This window comes from Pseudomonas paraglycinae (assembly GCF_021601625.1).
In the GTDB taxonomy this organism is placed as follows: Bacteria; Pseudomonadota; Gammaproteobacteria; order Pseudomonadales; family Pseudomonadaceae; genus Aquipseudomonas; species Aquipseudomonas paraglycinae.
The window spans coordinates 177,806-200,516 of the sequence record NZ_BQHR01000005.1; the positions used below are offsets into that span (position 1 = coordinate 177,806).

The following is a 22,711-nucleotide window of genomic DNA, read 5'->3' on the forward strand; positions in this document are numbered from 1 at the left end:
CGGGCGGACGACATCGGGGTAAAAATGAGGGCGCGAACTATAGCATAGCCACCGGACGCGCAGCGGTAGGAACCTGGGGACATGTTCCCTATAATGCGCGGTTCTTTGAACCACGTGACGACCCTATTCCATGGCCAAGAAGCTTTACATCGAAACCCACGGTTGCCAGATGAACGAGTACGACAGCTCGCGCATGGTCGATCTGCTGGGCGAACACCAGGCCCTGGAAGTCACGGCGCGCGCCGAAGATGCCGACGTGATCCTGCTCAACACCTGCTCGATCCGCGAACGCGCCCAGGACCGGGTGTATTCCCAGCTCGGCCGCTGGCGCGAACTGAAACTGGCCAACCCGGACATGGTGATCGCCGTCGGCGGTTGCGTGGCCAGCCAGGAAGGCGCGGCGATCCGTGATCGCGCCCCGTACGTCGACGTGGTGTTCGGTCCGCAGACCCTGCACCGCCTGCCGGAAATGATCGACGCCGCGCGCATCAGCAAGCTGCCGCAAGTCGACGTCTCGTTCCCGGAAATCGAAAAATTCGACCACCTGCCCGAGCCGCGCATCGACGGCCCGAGCGCCTACGTGTCGGTGATGGAAGGCTGCAGCAAGTACTGCACGTTCTGCGTGGTGCCCTACACCCGCGGCGAAGAAGTCAGCCGACCGTTCGACGACGTGATCGCCGAGATCATCCACCTGGCCGAACATGGCGTGCGTGAAGTGACCCTGCTGGGCCAGAACGTCAACGGCTATCGCGGGCTGACCCACGACGGTCGTCTGGCGGATCTGGCCGAACTGATCCGCGTCGTCGCGGCGGTCGATGGCATCGACCGCATCCGCTACACCACCTCGCACCCGCTGGAATTCTCCGACAGCCTGATCCAGGCCCACGCCGAAGTGCCGGAACTGGTGAAGCACCTGCACTTGCCGGTGCAGTCGGGTTCGGACCGGATTTTGGCCGCGATGAAGCGCAACCACACGGCGCTGGAGTACAAATCCAAGCTGCGCAAACTGCGCGCCGCCGTACCGGGCATCTGCATCAGCTCGGACTTTATCGTCGGCTTCCCGGGGGAAACCGAGAAAGATTTCGAGCAGACCATGAAGCTGATTGCCGATGTCGGTTTCGATTTTTCCTACTCGTTCGTCTACAGCCAGCGCCCAGGCACTCCAGCCGCCGATCTGGCCGACGACACCCCGGAAGAACTGAAGAAAGAACGCCTGAACGCCTTGCAGCACCGTTTGAATCAGCAAGGGTTCGAGATCAGCCGACAAATGGTCGGTTCGGTCCAGCGCATTCTGGTGACCGATTATTCGAAGAAAGACCCGGGCGAGCTGCAAGGGCGCACCGAGAATAACCGTATCGTCAACTTCCGCTGCGATAATCCGACCCTGATCGGCCAGTTCGCCGACGTCCACATCGACGCGGCGCAACCGCACTCGCTGCGCGGCTCGCTGATCCAGTAACACCCTTTGTTCAACTGTGGGAGCGAGCCTGCTCGCGATGAACGATGACGCGGTTTTTCAGATGAACCGCATTCATGCCCATCGCGAGCAGGCTCGCTCCCACAGGAACGGCATCAATTTAAGAGCTTTCGCACCCACGCCGCTGGCGTTATCCTTGATTTCATCCTAATTGCCCCAGGGCGGCTAAATACGACCTTGAACGCACCCATCGAACCACATCGTTTCATCCTCGAGCCCTTTGAGGCTCGCCGCTTCGCCAATCTGTGCGGGCAGTTCGACGAGCACTTGCGGCTGATCGAACAGCGCCTGGCCATCGAGATCCGCAATCGCGGCAATCAGTTCGAGCTGATCGGCGAGCCCAAGCACACCACTTCCGCGGAAAACCTGATTCGCCGCCTGTACCGGGAAACCAAGGGTTCAGAGCTGTCGCCGGATACGGTTCACCTGTTCCTCCAGGAATCGGCCGTCGAGCAACTGGACAACCCCGCCCCCGCCGAAGCCTCCGTCGCCCTGCGCACCAAGAAAGGCATGATTCGCCCACGCGGCTTGAACCAGCTGCGCTATGTGAAGGAAATTCTCGGCAACGACATCAACTTCGGCATCGGCCCGGCCGGTACCGGCAAGACTTACCTGGCTGTCGCCTGCGCCGTCGATGCGCTGGAGCGCGAGCAGATCCGGCGCATCCTGCTGGTGCGTCCGGCGGTCGAAGCGGGTGAGAAACTCGGCTTCCTGCCCGGCGATCTGTCGCAGAAGATCGACCCGTACCTGCGCCCGCTCTACGACGCGCTCTACGAGATGCTCGGTTTCGAATACGTGGCCAAGCTGATCGAGCGTCAGGTGATCGAAGTCGCGCCGCTGGCCTACATGCGCGGTCGCACGCTGAACAACAGCTTCATCATTCTCGACGAAAGTCAGAACACCACCGTCGAGCAGATGAAGATGTTCCTGACCCGGATCGGTTTCGGCTCCACGGCCGTGATCACCGGCGACATCACCCAGGTTGACCTGCCGCGCGGCACCAAATCCGGACTTCATCACGTCATCGAAGTCCTGAAGGATGTGCCGGGTATCAGCTTCACCCACTTCCAGCCCAAAGACGTGGTGCGCCACCCGTTGGTGCAACGCATCGTCGAAGCCTACGAGCGCTTCGAGACGCGTGTTGCTGATGAAGCGCCAAAGGACACCCGCCACGATGCTTGAGCTTGACCTGCAAATCGCGACCGAAGCGTCTGCGCCGACCGAAGCCGAATTCCGCCAATGGTGCGAACTGGCCTTGCGTCAGCGCACCGCCGACTCGGAAATGACCATTCGTCTGGTCGACGAGGAAGAAGGCCGCGAACTGAATCACACCTGGCGCCACAAGGATTACGCGACCAACGTCCTGTCCTTTCCCGCCGAAGTGCCCGACGAGTTCCTAGACATCCCGCTGCTGGGCGATCTGGTGATCTGCGTGGCGGTGGTCGAGCGCGAAGCCGCCGAACAGGGCAAGGAACTAAAGGCCCACTGGGCACATCTGGTCATTCACGGCTGCTTGCATCTGCTGGGTTACGACCATATAGATGACGAGGAAGCCGAGGAAATGGAAGCACTGGAACGCGAGTTGCTTGCCGAATTGGGTTATCCCGATCCGTACGCGGACGACGAAACCGAAACATCCCCTACTGTTACAACAAAGGATTCAGAGTAATCGCTATGAGCGAAGATCGATCGAGCAACGGGCAAAAGTCATGGCTGGGTAAACTGACCCAGGCTTTTGCCCACGAGCCGAAGAACCGCCAGGAGCTGCTTGAGCTGCTGCGCGATGCACATCAGAACAAACTGCTGGACAGCGAAGCGCTGGCCATCGTCGAAGGCGCCATCCAGGTGGCTGACCTGCAGGTTCGCGACATCATGGTGCCGCGCTCGCAGATGATCAGCATCAAGGCGACCCAGACACCCCGCGAATTCCTCCCTGCCGTTGTCGACTCGGCCCACTCGCGCTACCCGGTCATCGGCGAAAGCCATGACGACGTGATGGGCGTGCTGCTGGCCAAGGATCTGCTGCCACTGATCCTCAAGGAGAACGGCGACAGCTTCAACATCAAGGACCTGCTGCGCCCGGCCACGTTCGTGCCGGAGTCCAAGCGTCTGAACGTGTTGCTGCGTGAATTCCGCGCCAACCACAACCACATGGCCATCGTGATCGACGAATACGGCGGCGTGGCCGGTCTGGTGACCATCGAAGACGTGCTTGAACAAATCGTCGGCGACATTGAAGACGAGCACGACGTCGAAGAAGACAGCTACATCAAGCCGCTGCCCAGCGGTGATTTCCTGATCAAGGCCCTGACGCCGATCGAGAACTTCAACGAGTTCTTCGACAGCGAATTCTCCGACGACGAGTTCGACACCGTCGGCGGGCTGGTGATGAGCGCGTTCGGGCACTTGCCAAAACGCAACGAAATCACTGAAATCGGCGCCTATCGTTTCCGCATCCTGAACGCCGACAGCCGTCGGATTCATTTGCTGCGACTGACCCCAATCGCCCGGTAAAAAATCTAAGGATTGAAATGCGCTGGACAACCCGCCCCGGCTGGCCCGGTAACCTGCTGGCCGTGGCGGCCGGTGCAATCACCACCTTCGCTCTGGCACCGTTCGATCTCTGGCCGCTGGCGTTGCTGGCGGTCGGCCTGTTCTATGCCGGCCTGCGCGAGCTGAGCCCGCGACAAGCCCTAGGCCGTGGCTGGTGCTTCGGTTTCGGCCTGTTCGGCGCCGGCACCAGCTGGATCTATTACAGCATCCACCATTTCGGCGGCGCGTCGGTGCTGCTGGCCGGGTTCCTGATGCTGATCTTCACGGCGGCCATTGCCTGGTTCTTCGCCCTGCCCGCGTGGCTGTGGGCGCGCTGGCTGCGGCGTAACGAAGCGCCGGTGGCCGATGCCCTGGCGTTCGCGGCGCTGTGGGTGGGTCAGGAAGCTTTCCGTGGCTGGTTCCTCACCGGTTTCCCGTGGCTGTATTCCGGTTACAGCCAGCTCGACGGCCCGCTGGCCGGGCTCGCTCCAGTAGGCGGCATGTGGCTGGTGTCGTTCGTCCTGGCACTGACCGCTGCACTGATCTACAACGCACCGCGCCTGCTGCAAACCCGCCGCAAAGCCTTCATCGCTGCCGGCCTGGTATTGCTGATCGGGCCATGGGCGGCGGGCATTGCGCTCAAGGGCCATGCCTGGACCAGCCCGGCGGGCGCGCCGCTGACCGTTGCCGCGATTCAGGGCAACGTCGCGCAAAGCATGAAATGGGACCCGGCCGAACTCAATGCGCAACTGGCGCTGTACCGCGACCTGAGTTTCCGCTCCAAACCGGTGGACCTGCTGATCTGGCCGGAAACCGCCGTCCCGGTGCTCAAGGAGTCCGCCGAGGGCTACCTGACCATGATGGGCAACTTCGCCGCCGAGCGTAAATCGGCGCTGATCACCGGCGTACCGATCCGCGAAATGGTTCACCACGAGAGACGCTTCTACAACGGCATCACCGTGGTTGGCGAAGGCGATGGCACCTATCTCAAGCAGAAACTGGTGCCGTTCGGCGAGTACGTACCGTTGCAGGACATCCTGCGCGGGCTGATCGCATTCTTCGACCTGCCGATGTCCGACTTCGCCCGCGGCCCTGCCGATCAGGCCTTGTTGCAGGCCAAGGGATATCAGATCGCGCCGTTCATCTGCTACGAAGTGGTGTATCCGGAGTTCGCCGCAGGCCTGGCGGCACGCAGCGATCTGCTGCTGACGATCAGCAACGACACTTGGTTCGGTACGTCCATCGGCCCGTTGCAACACCTGCAAATGGCGCAGATGCGCGCGCTTGAAGCCGGACGCTGGATGATTCGTGCGACCAACAACGGCGTGACCGGACTGATCAACCCGTTTGGCCAGATCACCGAGCGTATCCCGCAGTTCGAACAGGGCGTGCTGTACGGCGAAGTGGTGCCGATGCACAACCTGACACCGTATCTGCAATGGCGCTCGTGGCCGCTGATCATCCTGTGCGTGGTGCTGTTCGGCTGGGCGCTGATGACCAATCGGATGTCCAAGACGCTCTGAAAACCTGCTCACTCCCGCGTCCTGCGCGGGAGTGATCAATCGGCGCTGTCACCCCCTCGATAGAACATCGAATAACCGATCTGCCCCACCGCTTCGTTCATCAACTGCCCGCTCTGCCAGATCGACTTGAACTCAGGCAGCCAGCCGCCAAACGGCCGGGCATTGTCCGTACCTAGAAAACCAACCGGCGCCGGCACGACTTCGAATCCTGCCTGTTGATAACTCCACACCGCTCGCGGCATGTGCCAGGCCTGGGTCACCAGCACGATGCGTTTGACGCCTTCCGGCAACAGCACTTTGGCGCTGAATTCGGCGTTTTCCCACGTGGTGCGGCTCTCCCCTTCCTGCCAGCGCACCGTCACACCGAAATCATCACGCAACGAGTCGGCCATCAATTTGGCTTCAGTCGGCGGCGTACCGTAATGCAGGCCACCACTGGTCAGAATCGGCAACCCCGAAGCCTTGGCCAGTCGCGCCGCGTAACGCTGGCGCTCCAGCCCGACACCGGTCGGCTGATCTTCGCCCCAGGCGAGATCGCCGCGCTCACGACCGGAGCCCAGCACCACAATCGCATCGGCGCGCTGCGCCAGGCTTGTCCATGCTTCCCGGGCCAGCGGCGGCTCACGCTCCAACGCCTTGGCGCCCCACTGCACGACCACCGGCAGACTCATCAGCCAGAAACCGCCAAACCCCAGGGCAAAACACAGCCCCGCCAGCCGTGGCCGCGAGCGACGCAGCCACCAGGCCGCCAGCAACAGCAGCAAAAGAAGGCCGGGTGGCAATAGAAGTTGTTTAATGAAATAACGAAAAGGCATCGAGCATCTCCAAAGATGCCCGAAGCCTAAGTGGGTTGATACCGTGCGACAACCAGTAGGGTCGGATCCCGTTGAAAAAGATCCGCTTTTTGACCTGCCATGCGTTTACTTGGCCTGCAGAGTCCGCACCTTGACGGTGTCTCTGCCGGGCGCCTTGTCCTTGAGCCAGATGACCTTGGCCGTATGGGCTGCATCGAGTTGTTTCACGGCTTGTGACAGGTATCCGTGGGTTTCACGCTCACTGCGATCCAGATAGGCCTTGACCAGTTTGAACTCGGCGGGACTCAAGCCACGCAATTCCAGCTCCAGGGGGCGCTCGTCGCGCAGCCTTCCAGCGGTTTTTGCCGCGTCCAGGGCCATACCCAGACGATCAATCAACCGCTCGTACAACTCGGGTTTGGTAACGTTTTTTTGCTGTGACTCCACCATCCCTCACCTCATTGAAGATAAGACTCACTCCCCAGTTAGAGCTTAGCTTCGCTGCACAAACCGGCTGCACGCCGCGACCAACGGCCCTCGCCGCGATTTCAGCCGGTCAAACGGCTGCAATCAGGGTTTCCCTAGGCCGAGCGCGGTCATGTATGCTACGGCGCTTCCTGTAACTCCACTTCCAGCTCGTCCGGCACGCCCCGAACGTCGCATTGAAGAGGATTAGGCCACCCCTATCCAGTACAAAAGTAGCCATGCACGAACAATATCAGCCCCGTGAAATCGAAGCCGCCGCCCAGTCGTTCTGGGACGAGCAAAAGTCCTTTGAAGTCAGTGAACAGCCAGGCAAGGAGACTTACTACTGCCTGTCGATGTTCCCTTACCCCAGCGGCAAGCTACACATGGGGCACGTGCGCAACTACACCATCGGCGACGTGATCTCCCGCTACCAGCGCATGCTCGGCAAGAACGTTCTGCAACCGATGGGTTGGGACGCCTTCGGCATGCCGGCGGAAAACGCCGCGATGAAGAACAACGTGGCTCCGGCCAAGTGGACCTACGAAAACATCGCCTACATGAAATCCCAGCTGCGCAGCCTGGGCCTGGCGGTGGACTGGTCGCGCGAAGTCACCACCTGCAAACCGGATTACTACCGCTGGGAACAATGGCTGTTCACTCGCCTGTTCGAAAAAGGCGTGATCTACCGCAAGAACGGCACCGTGAACTGGGACCCGATCGACCAGACCGTTCTGGCTAACGAGCAGGTCATCGACGGTCGCGGCTGGCGTTCCGGCGCGCTGATCGAAAAGCGCGAAATCCCGATGTACTACTTCAAGATCACCGCTTACGCGGATGAGCTGCTGGAGAGCCTCGACGAACTGACCGGCTGGCCCGAGCAAGTCAAGACCATGCAGCGCAACTGGATCGGCAAGTCGCGCGGGATGGAGGTGCAGTTCCCGTACAACGTCGATTCGATCGGCGAAAGCGGCACCCTGAAAGTCTTCACCACCCGCCCGGACACCCTGATGGGCGCGACTTATGTCGCCGTGGCTGCCGAGCACCACCTGGCTGCTCTCGCCGCCAAGAACAACCCTGAGCTGCAAGCGTTCATCGCCGAATGCAAGGGCGGCAGCGTCGCCGAAGCCGACGTCGCCACTCAAGAGAAGAAAGGCCTGCCGACCGGCCTGTTCGTCGAGCACCCGCTGACCGGCGAAAAACTGCCGGTGTGGGTCGCCAACTACGTGCTGATGCACTACGGCGACGGCGCGGTCATGGCGGTGCCGGCGCACGACGAGCGCGACTTCGAATTCGCCCACAAGTACAATCTGCCGGTCAAATCCGTGGTGCGCACCAGCTCCGGTGAAACCAACCCGGCGCCATGGCAGGACGCCTACGGCGAGCACGGCACGCTGATCAACTCCGGCGAGTTCGACGGCCTGGACTTCGCTGGCGCGTTCGACGCCATGGAAGTCGCCCTGATCAAGAAAAACCTCGGTGCCTCGCGCACCCAGTTCCGCCTGCGCGACTGGGGCATCAGCCGTCAGCGCTACTGGGGTTGCCCGATCCCGATCATCCACTGCGATGCCTGCGGTGACGTGCCGGTGCCGGAAGATCAACTGCCTGTCGTCCTGCCGGAAGACGTGGTGCCGGACGGCGCCGGTTCGCCGCTGGCGCGCATGCCCGAGTTCTACGAGTGCGCCTGCCCGAAATGCGGTCAGCCTGCCAAGCGTGAAACCGACACCATGGACACCTTCGTCGAGTCGTCCTGGTACTACGCCCGTTACGCCTCGCCGCACTTCGAAGGCGGCCTGGTGGAAAAGTCCGCGGCCGACCACTGGTTGCCAGTGGATCAGTACATCGGCGGTATCGAACACGCCATTCTTCACCTGCTCTACGCGCGCTTCTTCCACAAGCTGATGCGCGACGAAGGCCTGGTGAGCTCCAACGAGCCGTTCAAGAACCTGCTGACCCAGGGCATGGTGGTCGCCGAGACTTACTATCGTCGCGAAGCCAACGGTGCCTACACCTGGTTCAACCCGGCGGACGTGGAACTCGAGCGCGACAGCAAGGCCAAGGTCATCAGCGCCAAGCTGATCGCCGACGGTCTGCCGGTGGAAATCGGCGGTACCGAGAAAATGGCCAAGTCGAAGAACAACGGCGTCGACCCTCAGTCGATGATCGATCAGTTCGGCGCCGACACCTGCCGTCTGTTCATGATGTTCGCCTCGCCACCTGACATGAGCGCTGAATGGTCAGACTCCGGCGTGGAAGGTTCGCACCGCTTCCTCAAGCGCGTCTGGCGTCTGGCTCAGGCCCACATCACTCAGGGCCTGCCGGGCAAACTGGACATCGCCGCACTGAATGACGAGCAGAAAGTCATTCGCCGCGCGATCCACCAGGCGATCAAGCAGGCCAGCCACGACGTCGGCCAGAACCACAAATTCAACACCGCCATCGCCCAGGTGATGACGCTGATGAACGTGCTGGAAAAAGCTGCGCAAGCGACCGAACAGGATCGCGCACTGGTTCAGGAAGGTCTGGAAACCGTGACGCTGCTGCTCGCACCGATCACGCCGCACATCAGCCACGAGCTGTGGAACCGTCTGGGCCACGCCGATCCGGTGATCGACGCCTGCTGGCCGGTGCTGGACGAAAGCGCGCTGGTCCAGGACAGCCTGACCCTGGTGATCCAGGTCAACGGCAAGCTGCGTGGCCAGATCGAAATGCCGGCCGCCGCCACCCGTGAAGAAGTCGAAGCGGCAGCGCGCGCCAACGAAAACGTGCTGCGTTTCGTTGACGGCCTGACGATTCGCAAAGTGATCGTAGTGCCTGGGAAACTGGTCAATATCGTCGCCAGCTAATTGGATCGGGCGTCAGGTGTGCCTGACGCCCAGTAAAACCTTTCGGGCCACAGAGTCGGCCCACATGGTTTCAAGGGGAGCAACACAATGATCAAACGCAATCTGCTGGTGATGGGCCTCGCCGTCCTGTTGAGCGCCTGCGGTTTCCAGCTGCGTGGCACCGGCACCAATGAGCTATCGATCAAGGAGCTCGACCTGAGCGCCCGCAACGCCTACGGCGAAACCGTGACGCAACTGCGTCAGGTGCTGGAGTCCAGCGGCGTCAAGGTCGTTACCGGTGCACCGTACAAGCTGTATCTGGCCGATGAGCAGGAATCCCAGCGGATTCTCAGCTACGCCGGCGCCGGTCGTACCGGCGAGTACCAGGTCAGCACCGTCCTTACCTACGATATCCGTGGCGAAAAAGATCTGCTGCTGAAAAGCGACAAGCTTGAAGTGCAGAAAGTGTTCATCCACGACGGCAACAACCTGGTGGGTTCCGACCAGGAAGCCAACGATGCCCGCCGTGAAACCCGCCGCGAGCTGGTACAGCGCATGATGCTGCGTCTGCAACAACTGACGCCGGCACAGCTTGACGCTCTGCAGCAAACCGCCAATGCACGGGCCAAGGCAGAAGCCGACGCCCTCGAAGCGGCACAGAAGGCTGAAGCGGAAACCCCGCGCCAGTCGCCGCTCGAACTACCGCAGCAGTAAGACGTTCGGGGCGCTCAGGCGCCCCGTTCGCCCTCTCTTATGAAGCTCGCTCCCGCCCAACTCGGCAAACACCTGCAAGGCGCTCTCGCGCCGGTCTACATCATCAGCGGCGATGACCCGCTGCTGTGCCAGGAAGCCGCCGACGCCATTCGCTCTGCCGCCCGTCAGCAAGGATTCGACGAACGCCAGGTCTTTGCCGCCGACGCCAATTTCGATTGGGGGACGTTGCTGCAGGCTGGTGCCAGCATGTCGCTGTTCGCCGAAAAACGCCTGCTGGAACTGCGCCTGCCTTCGGGCAAGCCCGGTGACAAGGGCGCGGCCGCCCTCATCGAATACTGCTCGCGCCCGGCTGAAGACACGGTGCTGTTGATCAGCCTGCCGAAGCTGGACGGCAGCGCGCAGAAGACCAAGTGGGGCAAGGCGCTGGTCGAAGGTCAGCAGACCCAGTTCGTGCAGATCTGGCCGGTAGACGCCAACCAGTTGCCGAGCTGGATTCGTCAGCGCCTGTCCCAGGCCGGCCTGTCAGCCAGCCAGGACGCGGTCGAGCTGATTGCCGCGCGGGTCGAAGGCAACCTGCTGGCCGCTGCGCAAGAGATCGAAAAGCTCAAGCTGATGGCCGAGGGCGGGCAGATTACCGTCGAAACCGTGCAGGCGGCCGTGGCCGATAGTGCGCGCTTCGACGTGTTCGGCCTGACCGACGCGGTGCTCAACGGTGAACCAGCCCACGCCCTGCGCATGCTCGAAGGGCTGCGCGGTGAAGGGGTCGAGCCGCCGGTGATTCTCTGGGCCCTGGCCCGTGAGTTGCGCCTGCTGGCCAACATCTCGTTGCAATACAGTCAGGGCACACCGCTGGACAAGTGCTTCAGTCAGGCCAAGCCGCCGGTCTGGGACAAGCGCAAACCGCTGATGAGCAAGGCCCTGCAACGCTACTCGGCGCAACGCTGGGCGCAGTTGCTGCTCGAAGCCCAGCGCATCGATGCGCAGATCAAGGGCCAGGCAGCCGGCTCACCGTGGATGAGCCTGAGCCGGTTGGCGCTGCTGATGGCCGGTCAGCGCCTGACCTTGCCTGCCGAATGAAATCCGGGATCGCGCTCTGCGATCCCGTTTTTTTACCGAGTCCATTTCCTACAGAACATCCCGCCGTCGGTCCTATAGACAGACGCTCTGGATCGGCAGATTATCTGCCGCGCAAAACCTCACTCAATCGAGAGAATCATCATGAGTAAAAAGCCAGCGAAACATGGCCACAACAAGGCCAAATCCATCGTCGCCCAACCCCTGTTCCGCAGTCGCCAGGAACGACCCACCAAGGGTAAAGGCAGCTACCGCCGCGAAGCCTTCCAGTCTGACAGCTGGGAGGCTTCTTACTTTCTGGCCGCTTGAAGCACAGCACCCCTTCCTCATGTTAAGGTCTGCACCTGATTCGTATCCCCTGGACCTGTGCATGCCCCTCAGTCTTTCCCGTCGTTGGCCCTTGCGCCAACTGATCGCTGCCTCCAGCTTCGTACTGCTCGTCGCCTGCGCGGAAAAACCCACCGCCGCCGACGCTCAACCGCTTCAGACCGTTCCCGTTGCCACAGCCCCAGCGGTCATCCCGCCGGTAGTGCCGTCCGGTGACAACCTCGACCTGCAACCGACCCAGACCTTTGCCGAATGGCAGGCCGGTTTCCGCAAGGAAGCTCTGGCTGCCGGCATTCGTGCCGACCTGTTCGACCGCGCGTTCGCCAATGTCAGCTTCGATGCCAGCGTGATTCGCGCCGACCGCAGCCAGCCGGAATTCGCCCGGCCGGTCTGGGAATACCTGGACGGCGCCCTTTCGCCCTTGCGCGTGCGCAAAGGCCAGGCGCTGATCAGCCAGTACGCCGATATTCTGCAAAGCATCGAACAGCGTTACGGCGTCGATCGTCAGGCACTGGTGTCGGTGTGGGGAATGGAAAGCAACTTCGGCCAGTTCCAGGGCAGCAAGTCGGTGATCAACTCGCTGGCGACCCTGGCCTATGAAGGCCGCCGCCCGGGCTTTGCACATGCGCAGCTGATTGCGGCGCTGCAGATCCTGCAACAGGGCGACATCACGCCGGAGAAAATGCTCGGCTCCTGGGCCGGCGCCATGGGCCAGACCCAGTTCATCCCGACCACCTACAACACTCATGCCGTGGATTTCGACGGTGACGGTCGCCGCGACATCTGGGGCAGCCCCGCTGACGCATTGGCCTCCACCGCGCATTACCTGCAAAGCTCCGGCTGGCAGCGTGGCCAGCCGTGGGGCTTCGAAGTGCAACTGCCGAGCGGTTTCAACTACACCCTGGCTGACGGCGCAATTCGCAAGAGCGTCGCTGAATGGCGGCAACTGGGCGTGATCCTGCCGAACGGCGGCCAGGTGCCGGCCGGCTCCGAGCAACTGTCCGCCGCCCTGCTGCTGCCGGCTGGCTACCGCGGTCCGGCGTTCCTGATCCTCGATAACTTCCGGGCGATCCTCAAGTACAACAATTCGTCGTCTTACGCACTGGCCGTCAGCCTTTTGTCCGAGCGCTTCAACGGTGCCGGCCTGATCAATGGCAGTTGGCCAAAGGATGACCTGCCGTTGAGCCGCACCGAGCGGATCGAACTGCAAAACCTGCTGACCGCGCGCAACTACGACGCAGGCACCGCCGACGGCATCATCGGTGCCAATACGCGCAAGGCGATTCGCGCTGCGCAGCAGTCATTCGGCTGGCCGGCGGACGGTTATCCGACGCACAAGCTGCTGGAAAGCCTGCGTAACCAGTAAAAACCAAAAGACCGCCGCCTCTTCAGGCGGCGGTCTTTTTTTGCGGCTCGATCAGCGAATCACCACATCCTGTTCCAGCATCAACTCCTTCTTCCCTGCGTCCAGTCGAACCAGCGCCCCCAACGGCAGCGTCAGGTTCGGATTACAGTGCCCGCTACGCCATCCTGAAAGCACCGGAATCCGCAGGGGTTCAAAGGTCTGCTTGAGCAAGCGGTTCAAGGCCTCGACATCCACGCCCGCCACGTCCCCGACCAACACGCCACGCAATCGGGCCAATTTGCCCGCCAGGCGCATCTGGGTCAGCAAGCGGTCGATCCGGTACAGCGGCTCGTTGATGTCCTCGATGAGCAGAATCACCCCTTCGACGTCGATTTCGTAAGGCGTGCCCAGGGTCGCGGCGATCATCGCCAGATTGCCACCCTGCAAACGCCCGTGAGCAATGCCGGGCTCCACGGTGGTCAATGGATAAGCCGCCGGATGACTCAGCACACTGCCGGCCTTCAACTGACCGCGCAGCATGGCGAAGAACGACGTCACCGTCGGCGGTTCCTTGTCACCCAGCAGATCGGCATTCAATAACGGCCCATGAAAGGTCACGAACCCGGCGTAGCGACTGATGGCCAGGTGCAGAGCGGTGATGTCGCTGTAACCGACAAAGGGCTTGGCATGGCGGCTCAGCAAGTCGTAGTCGATCCGGTCCAGCAACCTTGGCGTGCCGTAACCACCGCGCAGGCAAATGATTGCATCCACCTCCTCGTCAGCGAACGCCGCGTGCAGATCGTTGAGCCGCACCTCGTCGCTGCCGGCCAGATAGCCATCCTTCTCGTAGACGCTAGGGAACACCCGCAAACCGTAACCCCGGGCGCGCATCCACTGAACGGCCTTTTCGGTATCGAGCGTGCCGGGGCCGGCGGGCGCAATGACGCCTATCAGCCCTTCCGACGGCAGCGCGGGCACGGGCTTGTGCGGAAAAAGGGTGTGGGTCGGTCGAACGGTCATCCATGGATCTCCCTGTGTGAAGTCATGCTCACACAGTAGTCAGGAACGGCGACAAACAGAAGAGGCTCGGCCGCGCCGCAAATTGCAGGAAAAGTCAGTAAAGAGTGTAAGCCAGGCAAAAAAATGCCCGCCGGGCGATAAACCCCGGCGGGCATTTTTTATTCAGCGCTGAATCAGGAACCGAGCAGCTCGGCCTTGACCAGTTTCGCCTGTTCGTCGGCGTGGTACGAAGAACGTACCAACGGGCCGGACGCGACGTTCTTGAAGCCCATCTTGTAACCTTCCTCGGCGAACCAGGCGAAGGTGTCCGGGTGCACGAAACGCTGCACCGGCAAGTGGCTGCGGGACGGTTGCAGGTACTGGCCCAGGGTCAGCATGTCGATGTCGTGTTCGCGCATGCGCTTCATGACTTCGATGACTTCGTCGTCGGTCTCGCCCAGACCCAGCATCAGGCCGGATTTGGTCGGAATGTGCGGCATCATCTGCTTGAAGCGTTGCAGCAGGGTCAGCGACCACTGGTAATCCGAACCCGGACGCGCAGCCTTGTACAGGCGCGGTACGGTTTCCAGGTTGTGGTTGAACACATCCGGCGGCTCGGCCGCGGTGATTTCCAGGGCGATGTCCATGCGGCCACGGTAGTCCGGGACCAGGGTCTCGAGCTGCACGTTCGGCGACAGTTTGCGGATTTCGCGGATGCAGTCGGCGAAGTGCTGGGCACCGCCGTCACGTAGGTCGTCGCGGTCAACCGAGGTGATCACCACATACTTGAGTTTCAGGTCGGCGATGGCGATGGCCAGGCTTTCCGGCTCGTTGACGTCCAGTGGCTTCGGACGACCGTGGCCAACGTCACAGAACGGGCAACGACGGGTGCAGATGTCACCCATGATCATGAAGGTCGCGGTGCCGCCGGAGAAGCACTCGCCCAGGTTCGGGCAGGACGCCTCTTCGCAGACGCTGTGCAGCTTGTGCTTGCGCAGCAGGCTCTTGATGCGGTCGACTTCCGGCGAAACCGGGATGCGCACGCGGATCCAGTCGGGTTTCTTCGGCAGTTCGGTGGTCGGAATGATCTTCACCGGGATGCGTGCAACCTTCTCGGCGCCGCGCAGCTTGACGCCGGCTTCAACCTTGGGACGCGGGGCCGGGCGCTCGGTCACGTCGAGCGTCGGGATCATGGTTTGCACTGCATCAGTAGTCATATCAGTCGATTCCGCCCGTCAGGGTCGTCTGCTCAGCATAGTCGAGGTGTTTGACGAGCTGCGCGCGCAGCCGGGCACTTACCTCGGCAAATTCAATCGATCCTGCGTGCTCGCTCAGCTGGGTCATCGCCAGCCCGGCATAGCCGCAGGGATTAATCCGTCGAAACGGCTCCAGGTTCATGTCCACGTTCAGGGCCAGGCCATGAAAGGAACAACCATGGCGAATCCGCAAACCCAGAGAAGCGATCTTCGCTCCGTCGACGTAGACGCCGGGAGCATCCGGCTTGGCCACGGCGGTCACGCCGTAGCTGGCCAGCAGTTCGATCAGGCAGCGCTCCATGCGGCTGACCAGATCGCGCACGCCGAAACCGAGTCGGCGCACGTCCAGCAGCAGATAGGCTACCAACTGGCCTGGGCCATGGTAGGTCACCTGACCGCCGCGGTCGACCTGCACCACCGGAATATCCCCCGGCAGCAACAGGTGCTCGGCCTTGCCGGCCTGGCCCTGGGTGAACACCGGCGGGTGTTCCACCAGCCAGATTTCGTCCGGGGCCGTGGTGCCACGCTCGTTGGTAAAACGTTGCATGGCCTGCCAGACCGGCTCGTAAGCCATCTGGCCAAGCTCGCGAAAGCCCAGCGTGCCCGGCATCACAGCACCATGTGCACGAAACCGGTGGCCCGCAGTTCGCTGTTGATGTTGTACAGCTGATCCTGGTCGGTCGCGACGATGTGCAACTGGATGGTGGTGTACTTGCCGTTGCTGCTTTGACGCTCGTCGACACGCTCATCGTTGATCTTGGCGTGTTTCTTGACGATGTCGATGATCTTGTCTTTGTTGCCGACGCCCGTATCGCTGATCACCTTAACCGGATAATCAACCTGGGGAAATTCGATCTTTGGCGCCTTTACTTCGGTATCGGTCATGGCGTAACGGCCTCGTAAGCGTAAGCCCGGTAACGAACAAGGCCCCGCTCCGGACCGGAACGGGGCCATGCAGGTCAACTCGAATCAGTTGAACAAGCCGTAGAAGAATAGACGGATGCTATCCCACATGCGGCGGAAGATACCACCCTCCTCGACAGCGTCCAGGGCGATCAGGTCGGCGCTGTGCACCACCTTGTCGTCCAGTTTCACTTCGACTTTACCGATCACGTCGCCCTTGGCGATTGGCGCGGTCAGTTGCGGGTTCATGGTCATGCTGGCAGCGAGCTTCTTCAGCTGGCCTTTCGGCAGGGTCATGGTCAGGTCTTGTGCCAGGCCGGCCTTGACTTGACTGGTGGTACCTTTCCACACCGGGGCCTGAGCCAGTTCAGTGCCCTTCTGGTAGAAGGTCTGGGTTTCAAAGAAGCGGAAACCGTAGGTCAGCAGCTTCTGGGTCTCGGCGGCACGGGCCACTTCGCTGTTGGTGCCGAACACGACGGCGATCAGGCGCATGCCGTCACGTACGGCCGAGGACACCATGCAGTAGCCGGCTTCGTCGGTGTGACCGGTTTTCAGACCGTCGACGGTCTTGTCGCGCCACAGCAGCAGGTTGCGGTTAGGCTGTTTGATGCCGTTCCAGAAGAACTCTTTCTGCGAGTAGATCGCATAGTGAGCCGGGTCTTCGTGGATGATCGCGCGAGCCAGGATCGCCATGTCGTGAGCCGACGAGTAGTGCTCAGGGTTCGGCAGACCGGTCGGGTTCATGAAGTGGGTATTGGTCATGCCCAGATCGGCGACGGTCTTGTTCATCAGGTCGGCGAACGCGTCTTCGCTGCCGGCGATGTGTTCAGCCACCGCGACGCTGGCGTCGTTGCCGGACTGGATGATGATGCCGTGCAGCAGGTCGCTGACAGTGACTTGTGAGCCGACCTTGATGAACATCCGCGAACCGCCGGTGCGCCAGGCGTTTTCGCTGACGGTCACCGGGTCGTTTTCACCGATCTGGCCGCGACGGATTTCCAGCGTGGCAATGTACGCAGTCATCAGCTTGGTCAGGCTGGCCGGTGGCAGGCGCTGGTCACCGTTGTTCTCCACCAGCACGTTGCCGCTGTTGGCATCCATGAGCACGTAGGATTTGGCGGCCAGTTGTGGTGGCGACGGCATCATCTCGGCCGCGAACGCGGCAGGCGAGAGGAGCAGCGGGACTAGCAGACACAGGCGTTTGGCAAAGGTGGTGATGTTCATCCGTCTCTCGAAATCGCTAATGGAAACTGCCCTTGCGGGCAAAATTAATCAGATGGCTTTCTAACGGGCCATCGCGTGTTCAGTTGCTCACTCCAGTCACCCTTGCCGGGCTTTTGTTCTTCGACGAGCCAACAACCTGGTTCACCCCCCAATCGCTGGTGAACCGTCAATCAAGTCCTACGTTTACTCGGTGACCACACTTGGCGAACCCAGGTTGGCCAGGCGCACGCTGTTCTGTACCTGGGCAATTTCACCCGGCGAACCGATCGGTCCCAGGCGAACCCGGTGCAGGGTCTGCTGATTGCGCACGATCGAGCTGATGAACACCGGAGCGCTCACCATCCCGCTGAGCTTCGACCTCAGGAGTTCTGCAGCGTCCGGGTTGGCGAACGCGCCCACCTGCAGATACTGGCCAGACGCTGGTGCAGAAGCGTTTTTTTTTGCATCGAGCTGAACTGGCACGACGGCCGCGGCGTGCTGCTGCGGCGGTGGAGTCCATTGCTCGACGGTACCGGCCGAGGCCGTGATCACCGGGGCGCTATTCTGCGCGACTTGCGGCTCGTTGAGCATCAAAGGCGCCGGGCGGCCCTTGGCGGCCCACCATTGTTGCGGGTCGATGCCTTCGACCTTGACCCGCGCGGTACCGATTTCGGCATAACCGAGCTTCTTGGCGGCGGCGTAGGACAGGTCGATGATCCGGTCCGAGTAGAACGGCCCGCGGTCATTGACCCGCAGGATCACGCTCTTGTTGTTGTCCAGGTTGGTCACCCGAACGTAACTCGGCAGCGGTAATGTCTTGTGGGCGGCACTCATGCCGTACAGGTCGTAGACCTCGCCGTTGGCGGTGTTCTGACCGTGGAACTTGGTGCCGTACCAGGACGCGGTGCCGGAAGCCACGTACGTCTTGGATTCCTGCAACGGGAAGTAGGTCTTGCCCAGCACGGTGTACGGGTTGGCCTTGTACGGGCCGGTGTGCAGGGTCGGCGTGGCATCCGGGATGCGCGATACGTCGACGTCCCACCACGGCGCGCCGTCCTTGTGGGCCCGGTTGATGTCCAGGCCCGGCTGCGAGCGAACGGCGGTGGTCGGCTTCTGGCTCGGCGAACGGCTGGTCGAACAACTGGCGACCAGCACCGCCAACGCAGCGAAAGCCACCAGCTTCAGGGGTTTATTGATAGGCAATGCCCGCATTACTTGACGCCCCGTGCTTGTACCAGCTGTTCAGACAGTTGATGTACGGCCATGGCGTACATCACGCTGCGGTTATAACGCGTGATCGCGTAGAAATTCTTCAGGCCCATCCAGTATTCCGGGCCATTGTCGCCTTCGAGGCGGAATGCGGTGACCGGCATGTCATCGCGCAGCGCATCATGACTCGACCAGCCCAGCGCTCGCAACTCCCCGACGGTTTTCGTCGGCTCGATGCCGGTGGTCAGGCCTTCATCCACCTGCTCGCCGCGTACATCCGCGCGACTGACCACCGGCTCGCCGGCGACCCAGCCGTGACGCTTGAAATAGCTGGCGACGCTACCGATCGCATCATCCGGGTTGTTCCAGATATTGATGTGGCCGTCGCCGTCGAAATCCACCGCATAGGCGCGGAAACTGCTCGGCATGAACTGCGGCAGACCCATCGCCCCGGCGTAGGAACCCTTGAGGGTCAGCGGGTCGACCTGCTCTTCACGCGCCAGCAGCAGGAACTCACGCAGCTCCTTGCGGAAAAATTCGGCACGGGGAGGATAGTCGAAACCCAGCGTGGACAAGGCATCGATCACCCGGTAATTGCCGGTATTACGTCCGAAAAAGGTCTCAACGCCGATGATCGACACGATCACCTGGGCCGGAACGCCGTATTCCTGCTCGGCGCGGGCCAAGGTCGCCTCATGCTGGCGCCAGAAGTCCACACCGCGGGCGATGCGCGCGTCGGTGATGAACATCGGCCGGTATTCTTTCCACTGCTTGACCCGTTCGGCCGGTTTGGAAATGGCGTCGAGAATCGCCTGTTTGCGCTGGGCCTCGCGGAACACAGCCATCAGCTGTTCGCCGGCAAAACCGTAGTCGCGGGTCATTTCACCGACGAATTCGGCCACTTGGGGCGAGCCTTCGTAATCGCCGGCCAACGCTTCCTGCGCGCTGCCAAGGATGCCTACCAGGCCGAGCCACGGTGCGTATCGTGTCGCCCAGTCACGCATTACTTGCATTGAACTCTTCACCTTATTCAAACCTGTGCGATCCACTTGCGATGGGTATGGATCGACATCAAAACCCCAAACGCTGACAGCAGCGTCACCAGCGAAGTTCCGCCGTAGCTAATGAACGGCAACGGCACCCCCACCACCGGCAACAGGCCACTGACCATACCGATGTTGACGAAAACGTAAACAAAAAACGTCATGGTCAGAGCGCCGGCCAGCAATTTGCCGAACAGCGTCTGCGCCTGGGCGGTAATCACCAGGCCGCGACCGATCAGCAACAGATAGATCAGCAACAGTGCGCAGATGCCCACCAGCCCGAACTCTTCGCCGAGCACGGCGATGATGAAGTCGGTGTGGCTTTCCGGCAGGAAGTCCAGGTGCGACTGGGTGCCCAGCAGCCAGCCCTTGCCGAATACGCCGCCGGAACCGATGGCGGCTTTCGATTGGATGATGTTCCAGCCAGTGCCGAGTGGATCACTTTCCGGGTCGAGGAACGTCAGGATCCGCTGCTTCTGGTAGTCGTGCATGATGAAGAACCACATCGCCACCGATACCGGAATCGCCGCCGCCAGCACGCTGAGAATCCAGCGCCAGCGCAGCCCGCCCATGAACAGTACGAAGGCGCCGCCGGCCAGAATCAGCAGCGAAGTGCCGAGATCCGGCTGACGCACGATCAGGGCGAACGGCACGCCGATCAACAGCAGACTGATGCCGACATGCTTGAGCTGCGGCGGCAGCGTGCGCTTGGACAGGTACCAGGCGATGGTCGCCGGCATCAGGATCTTCATGAACTCCGAGGGCTGGAAGCGGATCACCCCGGGAATGTTGATCCAGCGGGTCGCGCCCATGGCGTTGTGGCCCATGATGTCCACCACCAGCAGCAGCACCACCCCGATCACGTAGCCGAGCGGCACCCAGCGCGCCATGAACCTTGGCTCGAACTGGGCGATGACGATCATCGACACCAGACCGATACCGAACGACGTGGCCTGTTTGGCCAGCAGATCCCAGCTCTTGCCGCTGGCCGAATACAGCACGAACAGGCTGCCGGCCGCGAGAATCAGCAGCAGCACCAGCAACGGGCCGTCGATATGCAAACGTTGCAACAGCGTCGCCCGGCGACGCATCACATCCTCGCTGGAGAGCATGCGATCGAAATTATTCATCACGGGCCGTAGCCTCCGCACTGATAGGGCTGGCGTATTCGGCCTTCAACCGTCCGTCCTGATCCAGCAGCCAGGCATCCATGACCTGCCGCACCACCGGTGCAGCGACGCCGGAACCGGACTCACCGTTCTCGACCATCACCGACACCACGATTTTCGGGTCATCCGCCGGCGCGAAACCGACGAACAAGGCGTGGTCGCGGTGGCGTTCCTGAACCTTGGAGCGGTCGTACTTTTCACCTTGCTTGATCGCCACGACCTGCGCCGTACCCGACTTGCCGGCGATCCGGTATTGCGCGCCGATGGCCGCTTTACGCGCCGTACCCCGTGCGCCGTGCATCACCTGTTGCATGCCATGGTTGACCTTGGTCCAGTCCGACGGATCGCGCAGGATGATGTCCGGCATCGGATTCTCATCCACCGGTTTCACGCCTTCGAGGGATTTTGCCAGGTGCGGACGGTTCCACACGCCCTTGTTGGCCACCAGCGCCGTGGCCTGGGCCAGTTGCAGCGGGGTCGATTGCATGTAGCCCTGGCCGATCCCGAGAATCAGGGTTTCGCCGGGGAACCACGCCTGACGCCGGGTCGCGCGTTTCCACTCGCGGGACGGCATCAGGCCGGGGGACTCTTCGAACATGTCCAGCGAGACTTTCTGGCCGATGCCGAACTTGTTCATATAGGCCGACAACCGATCGATGCCCAGCTTGTGCGCCAGATCATAGAAGTAGGTGTCGTTGGACCGCATGATCGCCGTGTCGAGGTCGACGAAGCCGTCGCCGGTGCGGTTCCAGTTGCGGTACTTGTGATCGTAGTTGGGCAGCATGTAGTAACCGGGGTCGAATACCCGGCTCGACGCCGTCACCACGCCCGCGTCGAGACCGGCAATCGCCACCGCCGGTTTGATCGTCGAACCCGGTGGGTACAGGCCGCGCAGCACGCGGTTGAACAGCGGCCGGTCGATCGAATCGCGCAGCTCGGCGTAAGCCTTGAAGCTGATGCCGGTGACGAACAGGTTCGGGTCGAAGCTCGGCTGGCTGACCATCGCCAGCACTTCGCCGGTTTTCGGATCGAGCGCCACCACCGCCCCACGTCGACCGCCAAGCGCGGCCTCGGCAGCTTCCTGCAATTTGATGTCGAGGCTCAGGACAATGTCCTTGCCCGGCACCGGATCGGTACGCTTGAGCACGCGCAGGACGCGGCCACGGGCGTTGGTCTCGACCTCTTCGTAACCCACCTGGCCGTGCAGCTCGGCTTCATAGAAGCGCTCGATGCCGGTCTTGCCGATATGGTGGGTGCCGCTGTAGTTGACCGGATCGAGGGTCTTCAGCTCTTTCTCGTTGATCCGCCCCATGTAACCCACCGAGTGCGCGAAATGCGCGCCCTGCGGGTAATGACGCACCAGTTGCGCGACCACCTCGACGCCCGGCAGACGGAACTGGTTCACCGCGATCCGGGCGATCTGCTCTTCGCTCAGCTCGAACAGGATCGGCACCGGTTCGAACGGCCGGCGACCCTGACGCATGCGTTTCTCGAAGATCACCCGGTCTTCCGGCGTCAGCTGCAAGACCTCGACGATCACGTCGAGCACCTGCTGCCAGTCGCCGGAGCGCTCGCGGGTCATGCTCAGGCTGAAGCTCGGACGGTTGTCCGCCACCACCACACCGTTGCGGTCGAAAATCAGGCCACGGGTCGGCGGGATCGGCTGGACATGCACCCGATTGTTTTCCGACAGGGTCGAGTGATATTCGTACTGAATCACCTGCAGGTAATACAGCCGCGCAATCAGCACGCAGATCAGCGCCACCACCGCAATTGCACCGAACACGACGCGACCACGCACCAGACGGGCGTCTTTTTCGTGGTCCTTGATGCGGATCGGCTGAGACATGAGG

21 protein-coding genes are annotated in these 22,711 nt (G+C 61.8%); 10 read left to right on the forward strand and 11 right to left on the reverse strand.

Annotated features, from left to right (window positions below):
- Positions 1-130: 130 nt before the first annotated feature.
- The 5 genes from miaB to lnt all read left to right on the forward strand — a co-directional run bounded on the left by miaB (position 131) and on the right by lnt (position 5,532).
- Positions 131-1,459, forward strand: coding sequence for a tRNA (N6-isopentenyl adenosine(37)-C2)-methylthiotransferase MiaB (miaB, locus tag L6D82_RS09540; RefSeq protein WP_074691567.1), 1,329 nt, complete (start codon positions 131-133; stop codon positions 1,457-1,459).
- A gap of 195 nt (positions 1,460-1,654) precedes the next feature.
- On the forward strand, positions 1,655-2,659 hold the full coding sequence (locus L6D82_RS09545; RefSeq protein WP_085747658.1) for a PhoH family protein: 1,005 nt from the start codon (positions 1,655-1,657) through the stop codon (positions 2,657-2,659).
- Positions 2,652-3,146, forward strand: a complete 495-nt coding sequence (gene ybeY / locus L6D82_RS09550; RefSeq protein WP_007958682.1) for an rRNA maturation RNase YbeY — start codon at positions 2,652-2,654, stop codon at positions 3,144-3,146. The genes L6D82_RS09545 and ybeY overlap by 8 nt, the downstream gene beginning before the upstream one ends.
- 5 nt (positions 3,147-3,151) lie before the next feature.
- Positions 3,152-3,991: an HlyC/CorC family transporter gene (locus L6D82_RS09555; protein WP_007909641.1), complete on the forward strand. Its 840-nt coding sequence runs from the start codon at positions 3,152-3,154 to the stop codon at positions 3,989-3,991.
- 17 nt (positions 3,992-4,008) lie between these two features.
- Entirely contained in the window at positions 4,009-5,532 is a 1,524-nt protein-coding gene (lnt, locus tag L6D82_RS09560) for an apolipoprotein N-acyltransferase (RefSeq protein ID WP_102716649.1), read from the forward strand.
- A 35-nt stretch (positions 5,533-5,567) separates the two neighbouring features.
- On the opposite strand, the gene L6D82_RS09565 is transcribed toward lnt, so the two are convergent.
- Both L6D82_RS09565 and L6D82_RS09570 read right to left on the reverse strand, forming a co-directional pair.
- Positions 5,568-6,347 (reverse strand): YdcF family protein, encoded by a 780-nt coding sequence (locus L6D82_RS09565; RefSeq protein ID WP_085747656.1) that lies wholly within the window; start codon positions 6,345-6,347, stop codon positions 5,568-5,570.
- Positions 6,348-6,452: 105 nt separating this feature from the next.
- A complete protein-coding gene (locus tag L6D82_RS09570; protein WP_085747655.1) occupies positions 6,453-6,776 on the reverse strand; it encodes a hypothetical protein in 324 nt (107 codons plus the stop codon).
- Positions 6,777-7,030: 254 nt separating this feature from the next.
- Between L6D82_RS09570 and leuS the strand changes: the two genes are divergently transcribed.
- The 5 genes from leuS (at position 7,031) to L6D82_RS09595 (ending at position 13,097) form a co-directional block, all read left to right on the forward strand.
- A complete protein-coding gene (gene leuS, locus L6D82_RS09575) occupies positions 7,031-9,637 on the forward strand; it encodes a leucine--tRNA ligase (protein ID WP_236188878.1) in 2,607 nt (868 codons plus the stop codon).
- An 87-nt stretch (positions 9,638-9,724) separates the two neighbouring features.
- Positions 9,725-10,330, forward strand: a complete 606-nt coding sequence (locus L6D82_RS09580) for an LPS-assembly lipoprotein LptE (RefSeq protein WP_085747653.1) — start codon at positions 9,725-9,727, stop codon at positions 10,328-10,330.
- 39 nt (positions 10,331-10,369) lie between these two features.
- Positions 10,370-11,407, forward strand: coding sequence for a DNA polymerase III subunit delta (holA, locus tag L6D82_RS09585; protein ID WP_007958673.1), 1,038 nt, complete (start codon positions 10,370-10,372; stop codon positions 11,405-11,407).
- 141 nt (positions 11,408-11,548) lie between these two features.
- Entirely contained in the window at positions 11,549-11,713 is a 165-nt protein-coding gene (gene arfA, locus L6D82_RS09590) for an alternative ribosome rescue factor ArfA (protein ID WP_134020947.1), read from the forward strand.
- Between the two features lie 61 nt (positions 11,714-11,774).
- A complete protein-coding gene (locus L6D82_RS09595; RefSeq protein WP_102716652.1) occupies positions 11,775-13,097 on the forward strand; it encodes a lytic murein transglycosylase in 1,323 nt (440 codons plus the stop codon).
- 51 nt (positions 13,098-13,148) lie between these two features.
- Here the strand turns inward: L6D82_RS09595 and L6D82_RS09600 are convergent, their stop codons facing one another.
- From L6D82_RS09600 to mrdA, 9 genes are all read right to left on the reverse strand, one after another.
- Positions 13,149-14,096, reverse strand: coding sequence for a S66 peptidase family protein (locus tag L6D82_RS09600; RefSeq protein WP_236188879.1), 948 nt, complete (start codon positions 14,094-14,096; stop codon positions 13,149-13,151).
- 173 nt (positions 14,097-14,269) lie between these two features.
- Complete coding sequence (lipA, locus tag L6D82_RS09605) at positions 14,270-15,268, reverse strand: lipoyl synthase (RefSeq protein ID WP_162130488.1); 999 nt, start codon at positions 15,266-15,268, stop codon at positions 14,270-14,272.
- Between the two features lie 25 nt (positions 15,269-15,293).
- Positions 15,294-15,941, reverse strand: coding sequence for a lipoyl(octanoyl) transferase LipB (lipB, locus tag L6D82_RS09610; RefSeq protein ID WP_039771855.1), 648 nt, complete (start codon positions 15,939-15,941; stop codon positions 15,294-15,296).
- Positions 15,941-16,216 carry a DUF493 domain-containing protein gene (locus L6D82_RS09615; protein WP_007958664.1) on the reverse strand — a complete coding sequence of 92 codons (276 nt, stop codon included), beginning with the start codon at positions 16,214-16,216 and terminating at the stop codon, positions 15,941-15,943. Before L6D82_RS09615 ends, lipB begins: the two co-directional genes overlap by 1 nt.
- A gap of 84 nt (positions 16,217-16,300) precedes the next feature.
- Positions 16,301-17,458, reverse strand: a complete 1,158-nt coding sequence (locus L6D82_RS09620; protein WP_011336095.1) for a D-alanyl-D-alanine carboxypeptidase family protein — start codon at positions 17,456-17,458, stop codon at positions 16,301-16,303.
- Positions 17,459-17,641: 183 nt separating this feature from the next.
- The gene (locus tag L6D82_RS09625) at positions 17,642-18,649 is read right to left on the reverse strand and encodes a septal ring lytic transglycosylase RlpA family protein (RefSeq protein WP_011336096.1); all 1,008 of its coding nucleotides are present in this window, start codon (positions 18,647-18,649) and stop codon (positions 17,642-17,644) included.
- On the reverse strand, positions 18,649-19,659 hold the full coding sequence (gene mltB / locus L6D82_RS09630) for a lytic murein transglycosylase B (RefSeq protein ID WP_007958658.1): 1,011 nt from the start codon (positions 19,657-19,659) through the stop codon (positions 18,649-18,651). The genes L6D82_RS09625 and mltB overlap by 1 nt, the downstream gene beginning before the upstream one ends.
- A gap of 17 nt (positions 19,660-19,676) precedes the next feature.
- Positions 19,677-20,780 carry a rod shape-determining protein RodA gene (gene rodA / locus L6D82_RS09635; protein WP_052026248.1) on the reverse strand — a complete coding sequence of 368 codons (1,104 nt, stop codon included), beginning with the start codon at positions 20,778-20,780 and terminating at the stop codon, positions 19,677-19,679.
- Between the two features lie 31 nt (positions 20,781-20,811).
- Positions 20,812-22,707 (reverse strand): penicillin-binding protein 2, encoded by a 1,896-nt coding sequence (gene mrdA, locus L6D82_RS09640; RefSeq protein WP_007958656.1) that lies wholly within the window; start codon positions 22,705-22,707, stop codon positions 20,812-20,814.
- Positions 22,708-22,711 lie beyond the last annotated feature (4 nt).